At 43.8% G+C, this 18,520-nt stretch carries 22 protein-coding genes; 19 read left to right on the top strand and 3 right to left on the bottom strand.

Annotated features, from left to right (window positions below):
- The first annotated feature begins 101 nt into the window (after window positions 1-101).
- Window positions 102-497, top strand: a complete 396-nt coding sequence (traM, locus tag H5P17_RS23320; RefSeq protein WP_182825502.1) for a conjugal transfer relaxosome DNA-binding protein TraM — start codon at window positions 102-104, stop codon at window positions 495-497.
- A 320-nt stretch (window positions 498-817) separates the two neighbouring features.
- Here traM and H5P17_RS23315 read toward each other — a convergent pair whose 3' ends face one another.
- From H5P17_RS23315 to H5P17_RS23305, 3 genes are read right to left on the bottom strand one after another with little or no spacing between them, the layout of a single operon-like run.
- The gene (locus H5P17_RS23315; protein WP_255477985.1) at window positions 818-2,026 is read right to left on the bottom strand and encodes an MFS transporter; all 1,209 of its coding nucleotides are present in this window, start codon (window positions 2,024-2,026) and stop codon (window positions 818-820) included.
- Entirely contained in the window at window positions 2,027-2,410 is a 384-nt protein-coding gene (locus H5P17_RS23310) for a VOC family protein (RefSeq protein WP_182825500.1), read from the bottom strand. It lies immediately after the preceding gene.
- Entirely contained in the window at window positions 2,380-3,153 is a 774-nt protein-coding gene (locus H5P17_RS23305) for a hypothetical protein (RefSeq protein WP_182825498.1), read from the bottom strand. The genes H5P17_RS23310 and H5P17_RS23305 overlap by 31 nt, the downstream gene beginning before the upstream one ends.
- 486 nt (window positions 3,154-3,639) lie before the next feature.
- Here H5P17_RS23305 and H5P17_RS26725 point away from each other — a divergent pair, with 486 nt between their 5' ends.
- From H5P17_RS26725 to traH, 18 genes are all read left to right on the top strand, one after another.
- Entirely contained in the window at window positions 3,640-4,023 is a 384-nt protein-coding gene (locus tag H5P17_RS26725) for a TraY domain-containing protein (RefSeq protein WP_255477984.1), read from the top strand.
- Window positions 4,024-4,131: 108 nt separating this feature from the next.
- Entirely contained in the window at window positions 4,132-4,494 is a 363-nt protein-coding gene (traA, locus tag H5P17_RS23290) for a type IV conjugative transfer system pilin TraA (protein WP_182825496.1), read from the top strand.
- Window positions 4,495-4,506: 12 nt separating this feature from the next.
- On the top strand, window positions 4,507-4,812 hold the full coding sequence (traL, locus tag H5P17_RS23285) for a type IV conjugative transfer system protein TraL (RefSeq protein WP_182825494.1): 306 nt from the start codon (window positions 4,507-4,509) through the stop codon (window positions 4,810-4,812).
- A gap of 12 nt (window positions 4,813-4,824) precedes the next feature.
- On the top strand, window positions 4,825-5,391 hold the full coding sequence (gene traE, locus H5P17_RS23280) for a type IV conjugative transfer system protein TraE (protein WP_182825492.1): 567 nt from the start codon (window positions 4,825-4,827) through the stop codon (window positions 5,389-5,391).
- The gene (gene traK / locus H5P17_RS23275; RefSeq protein ID WP_182825490.1) at window positions 5,381-6,112 is read left to right on the top strand and encodes a type-F conjugative transfer system secretin TraK; all 732 of its coding nucleotides are present in this window, start codon (window positions 5,381-5,383) and stop codon (window positions 6,110-6,112) included. The genes traE and traK overlap by 11 nt, the downstream gene beginning before the upstream one ends.
- Complete coding sequence (gene traB, locus H5P17_RS23270; protein ID WP_182825488.1) at window positions 6,099-7,427, top strand: F-type conjugal transfer pilus assembly protein TraB; 1,329 nt, start codon at window positions 6,099-6,101, stop codon at window positions 7,425-7,427. Before traK ends, traB begins: the two co-directional genes overlap by 14 nt.
- A 94-nt stretch (window positions 7,428-7,521) precedes the next feature.
- Window positions 7,522-8,103 (top strand): type IV conjugative transfer system lipoprotein TraV, encoded by a 582-nt coding sequence (gene traV / locus H5P17_RS23265; protein WP_370570055.1) that lies wholly within the window; start codon window positions 7,522-7,524, stop codon window positions 8,101-8,103.
- 11 nt (window positions 8,104-8,114) lie between these two features.
- Complete coding sequence (traC, locus tag H5P17_RS23260; RefSeq protein WP_182825486.1) at window positions 8,115-10,724, top strand: type IV secretion system protein TraC; 2,610 nt, start codon at window positions 8,115-8,117, stop codon at window positions 10,722-10,724.
- A complete protein-coding gene (gene trbI, locus H5P17_RS23255) occupies window positions 10,709-11,125 on the top strand; it encodes a type-F conjugative transfer system protein TrbI (protein WP_255477983.1) in 417 nt (138 codons plus the stop codon). Before traC ends, trbI begins: the two co-directional genes overlap by 16 nt.
- Before the next feature lie 3 nt (window positions 11,126-11,128).
- On the top strand, window positions 11,129-11,758 hold the full coding sequence (traW, locus tag H5P17_RS23250) for a type-F conjugative transfer system protein TraW (RefSeq protein WP_182825484.1): 630 nt from the start codon (window positions 11,129-11,131) through the stop codon (window positions 11,756-11,758).
- Entirely contained in the window at window positions 11,755-12,747 is a 993-nt protein-coding gene (gene traU / locus H5P17_RS23245; RefSeq protein ID WP_182825482.1) for a conjugal transfer pilus assembly protein TraU, read from the top strand. The genes traW and traU overlap by 4 nt, the downstream gene beginning before the upstream one ends.
- 10 nt (window positions 12,748-12,757) lie before the next feature.
- Window positions 12,758-13,372, top strand: coding sequence for a type-F conjugative transfer system pilin assembly protein TrbC (gene trbC, locus H5P17_RS23240; protein ID WP_182825480.1), 615 nt, complete (start codon window positions 12,758-12,760; stop codon window positions 13,370-13,372).
- The gene (traN, locus tag H5P17_RS23235) at window positions 13,369-15,267 is read left to right on the top strand and encodes a type-F conjugative transfer system mating-pair stabilization protein TraN (RefSeq protein ID WP_182825478.1); all 1,899 of its coding nucleotides are present in this window, start codon (window positions 13,369-13,371) and stop codon (window positions 15,265-15,267) included. The genes trbC and traN overlap by 4 nt, the downstream gene beginning before the upstream one ends.
- Window positions 15,268-15,287: 20 nt before the next feature.
- On the top strand, window positions 15,288-16,007 hold the full coding sequence (traF, locus tag H5P17_RS23230) for a type-F conjugative transfer system pilin assembly protein TraF (protein WP_255477986.1): 720 nt from the start codon (window positions 15,288-15,290) through the stop codon (window positions 16,005-16,007).
- A gap of 11 nt (window positions 16,008-16,018) precedes the next feature.
- Window positions 16,019-16,267 (top strand): hypothetical protein, encoded by a 249-nt coding sequence (locus H5P17_RS23225; RefSeq protein ID WP_182825474.1) that lies wholly within the window; start codon window positions 16,019-16,021, stop codon window positions 16,265-16,267.
- Window positions 16,257-16,592: a hypothetical protein gene (locus tag H5P17_RS23220; RefSeq protein ID WP_182825472.1), complete on the top strand. Its 336-nt coding sequence runs from the start codon at window positions 16,257-16,259 to the stop codon at window positions 16,590-16,592. The genes H5P17_RS23225 and H5P17_RS23220 overlap by 11 nt, the downstream gene beginning before the upstream one ends.
- Window positions 16,579-17,160 carry a type-F conjugative transfer system pilin assembly thiol-disulfide isomerase TrbB gene (gene trbB, locus H5P17_RS23215; RefSeq protein ID WP_220496947.1) on the top strand — a complete coding sequence of 194 codons (582 nt, stop codon included), beginning with the start codon at window positions 16,579-16,581 and terminating at the stop codon, window positions 17,158-17,160. Before H5P17_RS23220 ends, trbB begins: the two co-directional genes overlap by 14 nt.
- The gene (gene traH, locus H5P17_RS23210; protein ID WP_182825470.1) at window positions 17,157-18,518 is read left to right on the top strand and encodes a conjugal transfer pilus assembly protein TraH; all 1,362 of its coding nucleotides are present in this window, start codon (window positions 17,157-17,159) and stop codon (window positions 18,516-18,518) included. Before trbB ends, traH begins: the two co-directional genes overlap by 4 nt.
- Window positions 18,519-18,520 lie beyond the last annotated feature (2 nt).

The raw sequence follows: 18,520 nt of genomic DNA, 5'->3' as shown, positions 1-18,520 counted from the left end.
GTTATATAGAGTATAGAGTAGACTCTAAAAATTGTTGCTTTATGGTGGCGTATACTCTAATGTAGAGTGTGTTTGTTCGATAGCTTACCTGGATAATTTTCATGCCAAGAATTCAAACTTTTGTAACGGAAGAAGTTGACCAAAAAATAAGGTCACGCATTGAAAGAAAGAGAATGGAGGGGGCTTCAGAAAAAGAGGCTAATACGTCTAATGAAACTGCTGATCTCATCGTGCTTGGTTTGAGAGTTAAGGAGTTGCAAGAGTCTAAACAAGAAGATGGTTTCAGTGAGTTAGCCTTCTATAAAGCAATTTTTGAGGCAGTTATTAAAACAAAAGTTGCTACCGAGAAAATACTTGGAATTGCATCCTTGCTCAATGAAGTGCAAGGAAAAGATAGTTTCAAATGGTCGAATATGGCTGAAGAAATCAGACTCGTATCTGATGAGGAAATTTCTAAGCTCTTCCCAATGCCAGATGAGGGTGATGATGAAGAGTAGGAAGGCTATGAATAGATTTAAATAATTGAATTTGACTTTGTTAGCGCTGATAGAAGTGGCTGCAACCACTTCTATCAGCTAACCAAAAACAACCTGGAAGGAGGCTGTTATGGCTGCGTTTGATCCTAACCAATTTTCGCCATTTTACAAGGTGTTTTCTGAACTATCCGTTGCTCAATGTGAGACTGTCCTTTTTTTGGCTTTAGGGGCAACGGTTGAAGAGATCTCAGAATTCAGAGGGGTAACACCTGGACAGATAAGAAAAAGCCTTCAAGAGTCGCAAAGAAGGCTTTCTGTATTCTCGCAAAGTTCATTGAAACTTATTGTTGTTGCTCGGCTCTTTCTGTATACGACGAATGGAATTTGTTTGCCAGAAAGACCGGAACGGAGGCTATAGCTACATATAAACCTGCATAGACAAAACCATGCGGGATAAGTGTGCTAATTATAATGGGGGTTAACCCTCCGAAAATTGATAAAGCCAAATTATAACCAAGGCCAAGTGATGTATCTTGGCCTTTTGATTTGTCTCTTAGAATTGAAGCTAAATTTGAGAGTATCATTGCTGCAATAATGGATGTAATGACTGCAGATAAAATCACTATTACGAGAGAAGTGCTATCCATTAAAGCATACAACGGTGCACCCAATAACAGTAGCAGAATGGCACCAGAATTAAATGCCTTTGTTGGTGAGCTAATACGGTCAACAATGATACCAACAGCAATAACAGTAAGGAGCAAAAATCCCGAGTTGATTATAGGATACAATTTTTTAAACTCGCCTATCAGTAAAGCATTTCCAATCATCGTGCTTGCCATGTTTTGAACATAGAAAACAACTGCGGCAGGGATGGTTAGCATGAATATTGTTAACGTTGTTTTGAACGTACTATGTGAACCTTTTAGCGCCAAGGTGTCAGAAGTTTGGTATGGAAGCCGGGCTCTAAACCAAAAGCTCAGTAAAATATTCAGGCCTCCAATTATCAAAGGAATGCGCCAGCCGAAACTAAGCATTTGCTCCTGACTGAGTGCTGCATTTAGTGATAAAACTATTGAAGTTGATACGATGACTCCCACTAGAGAACTACCAACTATAATTGCGCTAATTCTCCCTTTCTCATTGTCTTGGCTATCCTTCAAAAGGTAGTTAATTATAGTAGGATACTCCCCGCCAAATGAAAAAGCCTGAACCATTTGTAATGCGAGCAAGAAAAGCACTACATACTTCCCAAATGTATCCACTGGCATAAATGCCATGAGGAATGTAGCTATACCAGTTAGTGTACTTGTTAGTATCAGTGCGGATTTTCTGCCGTGCTTTTCTGCATAGCGAGCGATGACAATTCCACCTAATGGCCTGATTAAAAACCGAAGAGCAAATATCCCCCATACTATCTCTTGTCCGTGGATTACACCTTGTTGTTCTAAAATAACTGTAAGATACATCGATATAGCTGCATACACGGCTATATCATAGAACTCCATAGCATTACCAGCAACGACCCCAATCCTTTGTCCCCATCTCATTTATTTTTCCTCTATTATTTCAACTAGATTTCCATCTGGATCGGATGTAAAGAAGTACCTAAACCCTCCCATGCGAGCCTCTTGGTATTCATTGCATTGATATCCGGCATTAGTAAGTATGCCATTTGTTATAGCAAGGTCATCCGTTTTAATTCCGATATGTGTTAACCCTATACTCTCTAATTTTTTTGCTTCAAACTTCCCTATCGCTACGAGTTTAAAATTAAATAACTCCACGCATGAATTTTTTCCTTTAAGAAGCACTATTATGCATTGGTTGTCTTCATAAATTTTACTGGGTATAAAACCGAGAAGTTGGTAGAAAGATTGGCTAGCTGCAATATCAGTGCAGGTTATTGATACATGATGAATGATTCCAGGCATGTTTGAACAATTCCATTTTCTTTTAGTTTGTCGAAAAGATATGAGACAGGGTGTCCTTCGCTGTCCATTTTACGTTTGATGTTATCAAGTCGTTTACGCTCAACCTTCTCATTGCAGTTATGCTTATTAGCGATCTCTTTTATCGACCTACACATAAGCAGCTGGCGCACAGTATCCATCTCCAGATCAGTTAGAGTTAGATCACCAAATTGCCAGGTGCTAGTCGATTTGAAGGGGCTTTCACTTGGGCTTTTAAAACTAGCAGGGCCAAGATTCATGTCACTTCGTAGGGGCAAGGATAACTCTGTTCCGTGCTTTTTAAACGTGTGTCCTACTATCGTGCTAATTTTGGGTTTAATCGTAAGGAGACTGCCCACATCCATAAACTCTAGATTAACATCAGTACTCACTGACATGAGCTCAAAAATATTGCTATGCCGGGTGCAGATGTCGATTTTTGTCTTTCGACTCGGCATGTTTTCTTTGAGTATGGATTGGTGTAAAGGGTCATATCGATTCCAGCTTACGATGCCCGGTACCAAACGCTGAGCAATTTGTTTGTCTAAGTCATGCCCCCAGTAGTTCAGATGCCATTGGTAGTTTGTGGTTACAGACATGACGCGGTTAAGTGATGTATCTATACATGAGAATGATATGTCAGCCTGATCAAGGTCGAACGACAAGGCTGCCATTTCTCGAAATTTCTTTGACGATTTTTGCTGTCTAATCGAATCAACATTCATACCTGCTCCTTCGTTTTAGTTTGTCTTCCTGACGGTGTTTTGTGTAAACACGATGGTGTGAAGAAATGAACAGTAAGGAAATTGAAAATAAGCAGCCTTTTAATTATGAATTGATTCTAATCATGAACTTGGACTAAGTACAATTGCGATAGATCAATATTAGGAGCCTAATAATTAATCCGGGATGATGTAACATATTGTTACATCAAGGGATAAGACTTTTTTTATGGGTATGATGCATTAATACAGCAGGGTGCTGCATTTTTGATTTTATCTTCATTAAATACTAAAAAAACATTCTCGCTATCACATATGCCATTTTTTGTATAGGGGTATAATTTACCCCTATACACATTTTTTAATCGCTTCATACTTAGTTCACCGGCAGCAATACCTTGTTACTGGTTTTCTTTTGAGTACTTTCATTCAAACACCAGGGAACTCATCTTCTCAGGAAAGACATTAATAACAACTAATGGTGCGGTGATGGTTAATCCAGATTCTGGACACGGATATGAAAAAGTAAGTATCAGTTTTGGTTTGAAGCCAGATACGAATATCAAACTTACCGAATCCGCAGCCCGTGCCAGTAGAACAAAGAGACAGGAAGCCTCTTTAAGATTGAGTGACCACCTGAGTCTGTTTTCGGATTTGGTTGTTGATGATAAAGGGTTTCCTTTGTTGGCAGTTAGTCGAGCCTCTCCTCTTGTCAGTATCAACTTTATGCTAGACGAAATCGTTAACAAAAAATTAAGTGAATCCGCGAGCAGAGCAGGGAGAACAAAAAAAGATGAAGCTGCGTTAAGGTTGTGTGACCATCTCTATAGATTCACGGATATCGCAGCGGAAGGTAAAAGATTTCATGAGTAATCCAATCAAACAAATGTGGAGGTGCAGCACCAGGAGAAATTAATCGGAAGGCACATGTATCGGTATATATAAAAACTCTCTATTATTTTGGTAAAAAGGATATTATCTATGTCTACCTTAGTGGCTGACGGCTGCGTGTCGTCTAAACGCTCTATGTTCTCTAAAGTCACCAAAATGTTCAGCCGTAAAAAGGTTGTTAACTTCTTGTCAGTTATTCTGCCTGTTGCCGTACTGGGCCTCTTATTCAGTGATGCCGCTATGGCAACTGGTGGTAAGGACCTGATGGCTAGCGGTAAAGACACAGTGAAGAAAACTTTTGGTTCTGATTCTACTGTTTTAGGTTGGGTTATCCTGACCGAAGTAATCGTCGGTGCTGTGATGTATATGCTGACTAAGAACGTGAAATTCCTGTTCGGTTTTGCCATTCTGATCGTTTTCACTACTGTTGGCATGAACGTCGCTGGTTACTAATTAAGGTGTCAAATGACGGGAAACGAAATTGACAAGTACCGTTTCCCGAAAACACTTACAGAGCAGAGACGCATATTTGGGCTGCCTTTAGATGAAGCGATTCCAATCCTTATCGTTGGAGGACTAATGATATGGATGAAGAAATATCTATTCGCACTAGTTGTAGCGGCTCTGCTCTGGTTTTTTATCAGGAAAATTAAGAAAGGCAAAGGGAGTATGTGGCTTTACAACCTTGCCTACTGGTATCTCCCTTCAGAGTTGTGGCGTGTTGTTTACAAGATAATTCCTGATTCGTGTTTTCGGCAATGGACTAAATAAGCAGGCAACTATATGCAGCATTCAGCTAAGCTATCAACAAATAGAATTATTGCTTACGGATTCATTATCGTGGGTTTTCTCTTGGCGTTAAGTATTGTAAGTAACATCATTCAAGGTGTTAATAATTATCGCCTACAAAACGAACAACGCTCGATCATAACCCCAATGGGTTTTTATGCTCCATTTGCAGTGTCTAAAAACAGTGCTGACGCTTCTTATCTTCAACAAATTGCATTGTCTTTTGTCGATACACGGCTGAATGTTTCTCCTGAAACTGTTGATGGAAAACATGAATTACTGTTGAAGTTTGTACGTCCTGGGGCTCAACCTGATATGAAGGTTAAGTTGGCTCAAGAAGCAAATAGAATTAAAGATAATGAAGTTAATTCTGTTTTTTATCAAGAAAAGATGAAGGTATATCCGAATGATGGGCGAGTGGATCTTTGGGGCACACTTAAAACTTGGATCGGAGATTCGAGTAAACCCATTAGTGAAATAAAACACTACGTGTTGGTTTTGGATTACAGCGACGGGTTTACCTGGCTTGATAAGTTTGGAGAGACTAAAGATGACAAGTAAATATGTTGCTGTTCTCATAGCATTTCTATCTTTACCTGGATGGTCTTTTGCTGCAGTAGCGCCGGCGACGTTAAGCTTCCCAGAAAATGGTCAGTTCAAACTTTCGGTAAGCAATAGCAATCCAAATCTAATTGTTGTACCGGGCGATCGTATTACTGCTGTCAATAGTGCCGAAGGAACATTAACTGACCAGAGAAATACTGAAGCTGGTGCTTTGTTGGTATCAACCCTAGCGACTAAGCAATTTACCTTTTTCGTAGAAACAGAAAAAGGACAGGTTTTTTCGATAACGGCTGTACCTGAAAAAAGAGCCGGTGCGAGCTACCGCTTGGTAAGCGAAGTCTCGGGAGACAATCCAAAAGCTAAGGCTTGGGAACAGTCGCAACCTTATGAGTCGTTACTTATTAGTTTGAATCAGGCCGTGCGGCGTAACGCCGTGCCGGAGGGCTACGCTGTAATGCCGGTGACGCATGAAAAATTAAAAACACCGGCAGGCCTGACCTCACAGGCTGTTCAAGTCTGGCTTGGAGATAGACTAAAAGTTACCCGTTTTGACGTGAGAAACATTTCCTCAATTTCCGTCCAGATAAACGAATATGATTTTTGGATGCCAGGGGTACGTTCAGTCATGTTTAGCAGCCGGTCCAGGGAATTAACTGGTGGGGGAACTGTTGGCGTGTATGTGACGACAGACCTTGGAGGCTGCGATGGGCAACATTAATACTCAGGTTAAACGTCGGCAGGTAACTATCTTAGCTGGCCTAGTGGCTGTACTGGTATGTGCGGGGGGGTTAGGTTGGTATTTCACCACAATGTCATTCACGGGAGCCAGGCATGAGCAAGTAGACGAACCGGCTCCTGATATGACAGGTGTTGTTGATTCTACTTTTGATGGAAAGGTACAGCAATCGGCTATTACTCAGACTCAGGTGACTCAGGCTGAACTTAAAACTCAGTATGATCGCATGCAAAAAGACATGGCTGATTTGAAAAAGCAGCGCGAAGAAGATCAAGCACGCATGGGGAAACTTGAAGACGAGAACAATCAATTGCGGATGGATATGAGTCACGCCAATTTTGATGCACCAGTAGGTGAGCCCGCACCCAATGCGGCAGCACCGGCGCCGGGTTCAATCCCAGCCCCTGGCACAGTTCCCCCGCCAACTGCATTTTATCCGGGCATTGGGGCAGGTGAAATTACACAAGGACCAGTTAGTTACGTTAAAACATCAACACCAGGAAAATTGCAAAGCAAGGTTTTTGATTACTCTAAAAAAAATAACACAAAAAAATATCCGTATATACCCAGCGGGAGTTTCGCCCCATCAATGGTAATTGAAGGCGCCGATGCGAATGCCGCTGTTACTGGTAATGAAAATACCGCTCCAATGCAATTTCGGTTGACCGGAAAAATCCGGATGCCAAACGATAAGATTTATGATGCAACAGGTTGCTTTGTTAGTGCGGCTGCGTATGGGGACGTATCAAGTGAAAGGGCTATTGTCAGGACGAGGAAGATAAGCTGCCTATTTGGTAAGGATACTATCGATATGGATATTGCAGGTCATGTTTCCTTTATGGGAAAAAATGGCATTAAGGGAGAGGTTGTCATGCGTGAAGGGAAAATACTCGGGTGGGCTGCAGGGGCAGGGTTTATTGAAGGTATTGGCCAGGGAATGCAAAGCGTTGCTACGCCAGTTGCTGGTCTTGGAGCGACCGCGAGTGTTGGTGCAGGGGATGTACTTAAATCAGGTGTAGGTGGGGGCGTGGGTGAAGGCGCTAAAACTATCAGCGGATATCTTATTAAACGTGCTGAACAATATCATCCAATAATCCCAATTGGTGCTGGTAATGAAGTGACTATTGTTTTTCAAGACGGTTTCCAGTTGAAGACTATAGAAGAAGTTTTGGCGGAAAATGAAAATCGCCAAAATCAAGATGAACAGAATCAGCTACAAGGCAATACACCAAATATGATGAATCAACTGGGTGGTTTAAAAGTGGATGAGTTTATGAATAGCGGTAATAACGGATAATAATGGTGGGTGCTATTTCCTGAGGTATGATTTTAATAATTTATCTGTACACCATGCCAGCCGAATAATTTCAAACGAAAAATGACTGAATTCTATGATGGAGAAAAAAATGAAGCTGATTTTGTGGTTCTCACTGGTTCTAACGGGAATAACGTTAAGTGGATGCTCGTTGGGTACACGCTCTGATTTCGAATGTAATGCTACGTCATCCGACTCATGCATGACTATGGATCAGGCAAACGATAAAGCTCGTGCTATGACGGAATCCAGCAAAGCAAAGCCGGCAACGGCTGCGGCCGGACTGCCTCCACTGGCTAATTTGTCTCAGCCGTTGCCATCACCGTCATTGCAAACGGTAAACCCTTCTGTGGTAGGAACCGCAAGCCACGCTTTATCTACAACTAGCGTAGAGTCAAAACCTTTCAGCTCAAAACCAGCTAACAGCATATCGGCTACTTCTGTGGCGCCAGTAGTTAGCATTGTCACTACCAGTACACGTTGTTTAGCCCCACGGTGTGATTCAAAAGGTGAGACAACACCTATCCGCGGGATGGAAACAACAGCACAGCTTTGGGTTGCTCCATATATCGATGATAACGACGTTTATCACCAACCTGGAAAGGTTCTCTTTGTAATTTCCCCTGGGTACTGGGGTCAGCCACGTAGTGTGTACTGAGGATTTATATAATGTCTTTACTAGAAGATGTAACCAATGCAGTAAACCGCTTGGTCACAGCATTTAAGATGCCGGATGGTACCTCTGCAGCTAATCAGCAGTTGGCGGGCATGCAATTTCCTCAGTTTTCACGAACTTTGCCTTACCGTGATTATGATCGCGATAGTGGCATGTTTATCAATACAAGTACCGTAGGTTTTATTCTTGAGGCCCGTCCACTGTTAGGTGCTAATGAACAGATGGTTCTTGCGTTGGAGAATTTGGTTCGTACCAAACTCCCTCGTAACACCCCATTATCATTTCATTTGGTTTCGAGCAAAGCTATCGGTAATCAAATTGATCGAGGATTGCAGGACTTCCGGTGGGCAGGCGATAATGCTGCGCATTTTAACAAAATCACGCAAGCATATTATCAAAGAGCTGCAAGCACACAGTTTGATACACCAACTAATTTACCATTAACTTTGCGTGATTATCGCGTATACATTTCCTATTGTGAAAAATCCAAGAAAAAGAAAAAAGATCGTCAACAACTTACTGAAATACTTCATTTATTGAAAGTTATACGAGCATCATTGGATTCAGCTCAGGTTATTACCACACCAATTGATGATGTGGAGTGTATTAACATGATATACGAGATGGTTAACCATAACCCCGACTCGTTATATCAAGATAAACTTGATGTAGACCAGCATAATGAATTGAATTATCAATGCGTGGATACCAGCTTTGATCTCAAGGTTTTCCCTGAGCATATTAAAGTAGGTTTGACTCAACCAGGCAAGGCGCCATCAAGTGCTAGGGTTATGAATTTTATGCTGGAGAAGAATCCAGATATGTTTATGCTATGGCAGGGTGGCGATAATATCAGTAACCTATTAAGTCCTGACTTGTCAATTTCATGCCCTTTCGTCGTGACTACGACTTTATTAGTTGAGGAGCAGGAGGCGGCACAAAATGAAGCTAACCTAAAGTTTATGGAGCGTGACAAGAAAGCTAACACTTCATATGCAAAGTTATTACCTAATGTGAAACAAGAGGCGAAGGAATGGGGAGAAATTCGTACTCGCTTATCGTCTAATCAATCGGCATTGGTTCGCTATTACTATAACGTTACAACCTTTTGCAAAGATGATGACGAAACTGCGCTTTTACATGAACAACAAGTGATTAATACCTATTTGAAAAATGGGATTCGCTTGTATTCTCCGCGTTTTCATCAGATGCGTAACTTCATGGCCATGTTTCCATTCATGGCAGGGGAAGGCTTATGGAACGACCTTAAGGTTAGTGGTGCGACCTGTAGAGCGGAATCCTTTAACGTGGTTAACCTGCTTCCAATTATCGCAGACAACCGTTTAAGCCCTGGCGGATTGCTTGCGCCTTCATATCGTAACCAATTGTCATTCCTGGATCTGTTTACTGATGTCATGGGGAACACAAACTACAACATGGGCGTTTGTGGTACTTCGGGGGCGGGTAAAACAGGGCTAATACAACCTGTTATTCGACAAGTGTTGGATTCTGGTGGTAATGCCTGGGTGTTTGATATGGGGGATGGCTATAAGTCCCTCTGTGAAAACGTAGGGGGCACCTATCTTGATGGGACCACTCTGAAGTTTAACCCTTTTGCTAACGTTACTGCCGATAACATTGATGCGTCAGCTGAACGTATTCGGGACCAACTGTCTGTCATGGCAAGTCCGAACGGTAATTTGGATGAGGTTCATGAAGGGCTTCTCTTACAGGCAGTGAAATATGCCTGGGTAAGCAAACAAAATCGTGCACGTATAGATGATGTCGTTGAGTTTATGCACACGACTCGTACTAGTGATGAGTATAAGGACAAACACAGTCTCCTTAATCGACTTGATGACATGATTGTACTTTTAGACCAATACACCACTAAAGGGATTTATGGGGAGTACTTCAACTCTGATAAACCTTCTCTTACTGATGATGCGAAGATGGTGGTTCTTGAATTAGGTGGTTTGGAAGATAAACCATCTTTACTGGTTGCGGTTATGTTTTCTCTTATTATATATATAGAGAATAAAATGTACCGTAGCCCGCGTGGACAGAAAAAGATTTGTGTTATTGATGAAGGGTGGAAGCTTCTTAACTTCAAAAATGACAAAGTTGGTTCGTTCATTGAAAAAGGCTATAGAACGGCTCGTCGTCACACTGGTGCATACATTACCATTACTCAGAACATAAAAGACTTTGATAGCCCTGATGCCTCCAGTGCTGCTAAAGCTGCGTGGGGTAACTCGTCTTATAAAATAATTCTAAAACAATCGGCTCAGGAATTTAAGAAGTACAATCAAGAATTCCCCAACGCCTTTACTCCCATGGAGCAGCAGATTATTGCCCGTTTTGGGGATGCGAAAAAACAATGGTTTAGTTCGTTCATGTTACGAGTCGAAGATATTACTAGCTGGCACCGATTATTCGTGGACCCGCTTAGTCGAGCTATGTTTTCTTCAAAAGGTGAGGATTTCGAATTTATCAAAACCAAAAGGCAAGGAGGGGCACATATTCATGAGGCTGTTTATGAATTGGCAAATCGTAACTTCCCTGACGAAATGAAGGAGTTGGAATCATGGCAGATGAAATGAATACAGAAGATCAAACTCAAGCTGCAGTTTCCAATGTAAAAAAACGCAGCCCTCGCCGGAATCGTTGTGTTAGGCAGGTTCTCATTGCTGGCCTTATCGTCATTGGTTTGAATGCCGGTATTTCTATGCTTCTGAACCAATGGCTGCAGCCTGTAACGGTTTCGTTTGATATGAAGGCAACGATCGACACATTTATGGACTCGGTTGCCAAAAAACAACTTACTGAGCAACAAAGTGCTGTTCTGGCTGAGCGTTTTAATCGTGCTTTGAGCAATAGCCTTGGTGATTATCAGCGTAGTCATCGAGCATTAATTTTAGCGGCGCCGGCGGTTGTTTCTTCGTCTCCGGACATCACCCGTGAAATTCAGGCTGATATAGCAAAACGGATGAGAGGGGAATAACGAATGAAAAGGCTGTCACTCGTTCTACTCATGAGCCTGACTATAAGTTCCAATGCTGCAGATCTTGGCACATGGGGGGAGTTATATCCAATTGCTGAACCAGATCTGCTCAACACCATACACCAACGCCTGCAGGCGTTGGAAAAGAGCGGCGAGATGGCGCAGCAGCAGGAGGCGTTTAAAAATCGAGTAATTGAGCACACTCTTCGACCTAACCCGGTAGAAGGGCTCAGAGTGGCAGAGCGTTATAGCGCGAGAATATTTGACCCATCGATGACCGTGACACAAACCCTTGCTGATCGTGAAGGGCGAGTATTCGCGCGTAAAGGCGATGTAGTTAATCCTCTATCCGAGGTTGTATTTAACCAGACGCTTTACTTTATTGATGCCGATGACAAAGGCCAGTTGCAGTGGATGCAGGAACAGAAATCACCCACAGAAATCGCAAAAATTATTCTTGTGCGCGGGAATATTCGTGATGCCACCAAATCTCTCGGAACCCGGATCTACTTTGACCAAGACGCAGTTTGGACCAAGCGTCTCCAGCTAACAGAGATACCCGCTCGAGTCACGGCAACTGCTGATGGGTTGGCTCTCAAAATTGAGTCATATCCAGTAAAGGAGGCTCAATGAAGCGTTATCTTTTCCTGTTTCTTGCTGGCGTTGCTCTCATATTATGCCGCACGGCCAACGCGGCAGATCCCGCTTGTGAAGGCCGATTTGTAAACCCGATTACGGATGTTTGCTGGGAATGCATTTTTCCACTTTCGATCGGTAGCATTGCAGTGTCATCCGGGGCACAACCAGATACCGCAAATCCTGGTAGCCCTATCCAGTTTTGCCCAATGCCTCCTCCGATTTTCCAACGTATTGGTATGGCGGTTGGATACTGGGAACCAATGGCACTTACAGACGTTACCCGTTCTCCTTACTGCATGGTCAATATGGGCGGGTTTAATCTTAACGTCGGGAGTATAGGGACCGGTACGGCTGGACAGAGTGACAAAGATGTCCCTGGCGCCTTTTATCACGTTCATTGGTACAAGTACCCTTTGACCTATTGGCTCAGCATTATCACATCAGCCGCTTGCTTGCAGGGTGGCGATATGGATATCGCGTATTTGTCAGAGCTTGATCCAACCTGGAGCGACAGCAGCCTAACCACGATCTTGAATCCAGAGGCTATCTTGTTTGCGAATCCTATCGCACAAGGCGCGTGTGCTGCAGATGCAATTGCCAGCGCATTTAACAAAGCGCTGGACCCGCTATTTTGGTGTGCCGGTTCACAAGGCTCGATGTATCCGTTTAATGGTTATGTTTCAAACGAGTTCAGCCCGCTTCAGTCTTCCGTGTTGGTATCAGAACGGATGGCTTTCAAACTTCATCGCCAGGGAATGGTGATGAATAGTATCGGGGCGGACGTTGCCGTTTGCTACGAATATCCGTCTCCAATACTGCCGAAAGAGCGCTGGCGCTATCAGATGGTGAACATGTACCCAGACGTTGCTCAGTGTCATCCCGTGGGTAGAACGGTGATGCGATGGGAAATCAGCCATAACCCACCTCATAGTCGCAAGAACTTTGGCTACCTAATGTGGCGTAAGCGTAACTGTGTCTATTAAGGAGACCTCCATGAAAGCAAGGATCATCAGTCTGGCCATATTGGCTTGTACAACCCTGCCGGCGTTGGCGGAAAAAACAGAGACACAGGCGTTTATTGATAACCAAATAGACGCGGGAAATGCAATTCGTCAGCAAGCTGCTGCTGCGTCTCGACCAGAGTTTCTTACGCCACACACGGGCAAGCTCAGTGAACTTGATAACAAATGGATTGATGAGTTGCAACGAAAGCAACAACAGGCGGCCGGTGAGGAAAAACCAGCCCCTCGTGCGCTCTACTTTGTATCGTTCTCCATTCCCCATGAGGGCCTGAAGAGAATGGTTTCTGAATCTTCTCGCTTCAAAATCCCTGCAACGCTGCGGGGGTTAGTGAATAACGATATGAAGCAAACAACCGTCGCTGTGTACGGCTTGGTTAAAGATTCAAAACAAGGTGGCATACAGGTAGACCCAAAAGCATTTACGACCTACGGCGTTCGTGCCGTACCTGCACTGGTGGTGACATGTAAAAAAGGGTTTGACCGTATTGCTGGCAATCTCCGCCTGGAAGAAGCGTTGAGGCAGATAGTAGAAAAAGGTGACTGCTCTGATACAGCTGAAGGTTTGTTGAAGGAGGCGGGTTTATGAAATGGAAGCCGGTGTTCAACAATGTGGCTTTGCTTGTTCTACATGCAGGCATTCTGGCAGGGATCGGTGTTTCATCTCAGTGCGTAGCAAATGACGACTACAAGCAAGGTTCAGATTATGCGCACCAGGTACAAGGACAAGGCACAAATTCCCTTACCGGGTTCAAACCTGCCGATGTATTGCCAAATTATACCAATAATCCAAAGGAAACCGGGTATTACGGTGGCGTAAAAGGAGGCGACACCGGGGCGATGGTAAACGAGGGTAACCAGGCACTTGGTACTTCCGATACCGGGAAGACTATATCGGACTCTGTTCTTAATAACCCCAAAGAGCCGATATCAAAAGATGCACCTTTTATCAGTGGCGGTAAGAAAGTCGAGCAAGATGCGGAAGAGATAACAAAAGGCACTGGTGAGGAATGCGGCAAAGGCTATATGCATCAAACCGTAATCACCAGCCACTTTTGTGAACGGGATTTGGCAACACAACAATACTGCGACCGCCCGGTAACTATCGGTGGGCACTATGAGACAGAGTATGAAGATAAATCTGCGCACATGGGCAGATCTTCCATTCGTTGGTGGAGAGAAGGGAATCGGGTGCGTGGCGAGTTTGTGGCGCCTTTCACAGGAACACTGAACTCAGCGTCGTTTAACTACGAAGTACTCAATGAATTACACACGTTTAGCTATCCAATAAAAATTGATTTATTCGGCACATCAATTTCTTACGGTCGCAATGATTGGGGGCGCAGAGATGTTTCGGCGCCTGGTTTCGCAATTACAGAGGGGCAACCGGTAACGCTGTTTATCACTATCGATCCTGGTGGCCAGTTAGATAGTTTTCTTGACGCACTGGTGAGGACACTTAATGGCAACAGCCAATGGGGGGTGTTGTTTGATTTGGATTTTTCTGCATGGACGAGCAAGCAAGTATGGAAACCCAGTACGTCAGTGGAGGACTCTTGCCCATTAGCTCAAGACCCTGATGCAGTGAAAATTAATACCGTATGTTCTGAGCCGGGTGGCGAGAGAACTGTTGTAGTCGATGGGATTGCCCATGCTGTATATAGCGATTGTTGGAAATTCACCGATACCTATCGCGTCAATGAGGAGACATTAGGGAGTTGCGCTGTTTATGCAAACGACACAGCCTGTACTGTCGCGGCACGAACCTGTGCATATGGAGACGAGTCCGGAGCTTGTGTGCATGAAAACGTGACATATAGTTGTGAGAAGCAAGTGAGTGCCGAAGGCATGATGTGCGGCGGTGACTTTTTCTGTACGGATGGCGCTTGCGAACTTACCCGGACAGGCAAGAACAATATGTTCCAAAAAGCAATATCTCAGCTTGCCGCGGTTGCTGCCGCTGGGGATGACGTCGCGGCGCTAAATGGTATCGATGTACGCGCGTTTACCGGTAAGCCTCAATCATGCCGGAAAGCCGCAGCTGGGTTTAGCAACTGCTGTAAAGATAGTGGGTGGGGGAATAGTGTGGGCCTTGCTCATTGTGACAGTGAAGAAAAGGCTCTCGGCAAAGCCAAAGAGAAAAAATTAGTCGTTGATGTAGGAGAGTATTGCAGCCGAAAAGTATTGGGCGTTTGTTTGCAACGTAAACGCAGTTACTGCTTATTTGACTCCAAGTTGGCGCAAATTGTCCAGCAACAAGGCCGACAATGGCAATTAGGCATTGGATTTGGTGGTGCTAAAAATCCTGATTGCCGAGGGATTACTATAGATGAATTGCAACGTATAAATTTTGAAAACCTGGATTTTGCGAATTTTTATGATGATTTAATGAATGGTACATCCGTCCCTGATGATGGAAAGCTGTTGGAGAGAGTGAAACAACAAATTCAAGACAGACTGAATAATGCGAGTGATAAAAAATGAAAAAAATAGCACTCAGTTTTATGATGATACTGCCATTATTAGCTAATGCTGAAAAAGTTGATACTGCGGCTCAGGGGTGGCAATGGTATACGGAACCTAAAGAAGATGTGTCTAAACCAACGCGAAAAAAAGCTGATCCGGTAGATATTGAAAAACAACTAGCCACACTACAGATGGAAACAAAGGAAGCATTGCACACGGCAATTCTTTACCCGTCGGTAGAAAACTTTGTTCAGTATTTTAAAATGCAAAACTATTGGACAACGCAAGCAGGTCTGTTCGAACGGTCAGCAAAAAAAGCAATGCTGTTACACCCCGAATTGGACTACAACTTACAGCATAGTCATTATAACAGCACTGTGAAAACGCAGTTGGCTGCTGACCAGGAGAAGGAGAAACAAGCTATATCATCCTTAGCTGGGCAATATGGCGTTATGTTCTTCTACAGAGGTAATGAACCGCTTGATAACCAATTTGCTTCGGTTGTGGCGGGGTTTCGGCAGGTTAATGGTATTTCGGTTATACCGGTTTCAGTTGATGGTATTAGCAGTCCTGACTTTCCGGATAGCAGGAAGGATAGCGGACAGGCAGCTCGCTTAGGTGTTAAGTACTTCCCTGCGTTGATTCTTGTTGAACCTAAAAGTGGACATGTGCGGCCATTGGGGTATGGGTTTATGACTCAAGATGATTTATCGAAGCAGTTTTTCAATGTGGCTACGGATTTTAAGCCGAACTATTAAGGGTTATTAAAATGAAAATTAGAATGCCAGACCTTGATGTGGCAGGGACTTTCATATTCACCATCGGTGCCATGATGTATTTTCTTGCGCGAATGGTCACGAAGTATCCACAAGAGTGCCAAAATTTATTTAATTTCTCCGCCGCAGCTTTGCTGATTTTTGGTGGCTACAAAATTTTAAATAAATATAAGAAAGAAATTAAAAAAGAAGAGGTGGAAAAGCTTGAGTCCAAGGATCTTGGGGGGCGCAATGAAGAATGACAACATTGAAAATAGCAAATCATTAACCTCGTACTTATTTGTTTATGGTATGGCCTTAATTGTCGGGGCGGCATTTTATTTCTATGTGTCAGAATTTTTTCTTGCGAAGTTGTTTGAGTATGGGGTCGCAAAAGCCGGCACTCGGCTTCAAGAGGCTATCAGCATTTTAAAATGGTATCCCTCGATGTTTACTCTATCCATTGGAGTAGCATTTGTATTTACGAGTTTTTTTCTGGATATTTTGGATGTGGTAGCTTGCCTCATCAAAACTGGTTGGGAGAGGTTATTAGTTTTGGCGGCTAAGAGGGGAAATGAAAGTGTTTAATAATATTAAATTTTCTGATTGCGCTAAGCTCCTATCTCTTATGGCCCTCCTAGGGCTTAGTATTTCGCATTCATTTACTGCGATGGCTTCTACCTGGGATGAAATTAAAGAGCTAGATGCAGCAAAGAGTAATCGCCCTACAACATATTTGCCGCCTGCACCTCCGGCAAAACGCGTCGTACCTGCCCGTTGGCATACCCTTAGCGACGGTCAGCGAGTAAATTTAGCAAACTGGAAGTTGGTTTTATTTATGCAGAGCACTTGCCAGTATTGCCACCGGTTTGACCCGTTACTACAGCAGTTTTCAGCGTCGATGGGGATTGGCGTTTTTGCTTTTTCCCTTGATGGCCAAGGTGATGATTCATATCCGGGGGCTGTGCCAGCGACGCCAGATGTAATGGTTCAATATTTTGCGCCAGGAATGCCGATTGCTACCCCAACCACCTTTTTAACCAACGTAAATACGATGGCCACCTATCCGCTTGTTCAAGGGGCCGTCGATGCTAATGCGTTTGCAGCACGCCTTGACGAAGTATTCCGGGTCGCGCTCAGGGGAGGCCAAAAATGAACAGATCCAGGCTTAAAATTTTGATTCTGGCCGTGTTGTTACCCGTCATCGGTGTTGCTCATGCAGACGTCAATAGTGACATGAATAACTTCTTCAATAAGTTAGGTTTCGATTCCAACACCTCAATGCCTCAAGTTTGGCAGGGGCAAGCTGCAGGCTACGCAAGCGGTGGCTCCATGTTTGCACGCACCTCGGTTAAAAACGTTCAGCTTGTTTCGCTGCAACTGCCAAACGTTAATGCAGGTTGTGGGGGGATCGATGCGTATCTGGGTTCATTCTCCTTTATCAACGGAGAGCAATTGCAACGCTTTGCCAAGCAGATCATGAGCAACGCTGCAGGTTACTTTTTTGATTTAGCACTGCAGACAACAGTGCCTGAGATGAAACAGGCAAAGGACTTTCTACAGAAAATGGCAAGTGACGTCAACAGTATGAATATGAGCAGTTGCCAGGCAGCACAAGGAATCATTGGTGGGTTATGGCCTCGCACTCAGGTGTCACAGCAGAAGGTATGCCAGGACATTGCCGGCGAAAGCAATATCTTTGCTGACTGGGCGGCTTCACGCCAAGGGTGTTCAGTAGGTGGTCAGATGAATAGCGTGACCGATCGGGCGGGTGAAAAGGATAAAGACCGTGTCATGCGTAACGTGAACCTGATGTGGAAAGCCATGACAGACCGCCATTTCTTCGACGGTAATCGTCAGCTACAGGAGTTTGCAATGAGCCTGACAGGATCGTTGATATTCGATAATTCCGGTAATGTAACCCCGCTTTTCCCGCTTGCCGGCAACGAGGATATCATTAAGGCGATGATGAACGGTGGCCAGGCTCAGGTTTATGCCTGCAACGATGCAAGCGCTTGTTTGAAGCCAACGGTAGCTACAGTGACTATTAGTCAGGACAACTCGTTAAATGGGCAAGTACGTCAACTGTTGACCAGCATTCAAAATAAAGCAGTGGCCGATGAGCCTTTATCAGAAAAAGAGAAAGGGTTTATTAGTTCTACCCGAGTACCTGTGCTTCAGTATTTGGTCGATCCGTTATCGTTAGGGATTGCGAACTCAGTGGTATATCAGCTTTCTGAGTACATTAGTCATGACATTTTGATGCAGTACATGAACGAAATGATTCAGCAGACCCGTATAGCTCTGGCGGGTAAAAATTACGATGAAGCTTCGATGGAGCAGCTTCAGAAGACATTAGAGATGACGCAGACAGTTATTGGCCAACACATGTCTCGAGTACAAGTTCAGCAGGATGCTCTACAAGTGGTAGACCGACAGATGAGCTATATGCGTCAGCAGTTATCCAGCCGGATCATGGACCGCTACCAGTCCAACTACCATTACGGGAGATAATC

The organism is Serratia sp. OS31, from assembly GCF_014164835.1.
Lineage (GTDB): Bacteria > Pseudomonadota > Gammaproteobacteria > Enterobacterales > Enterobacteriaceae > Serratia > Serratia liquefaciens_A.
This window is presented reverse-complemented; position numbering and strand designations above follow the sequence as displayed.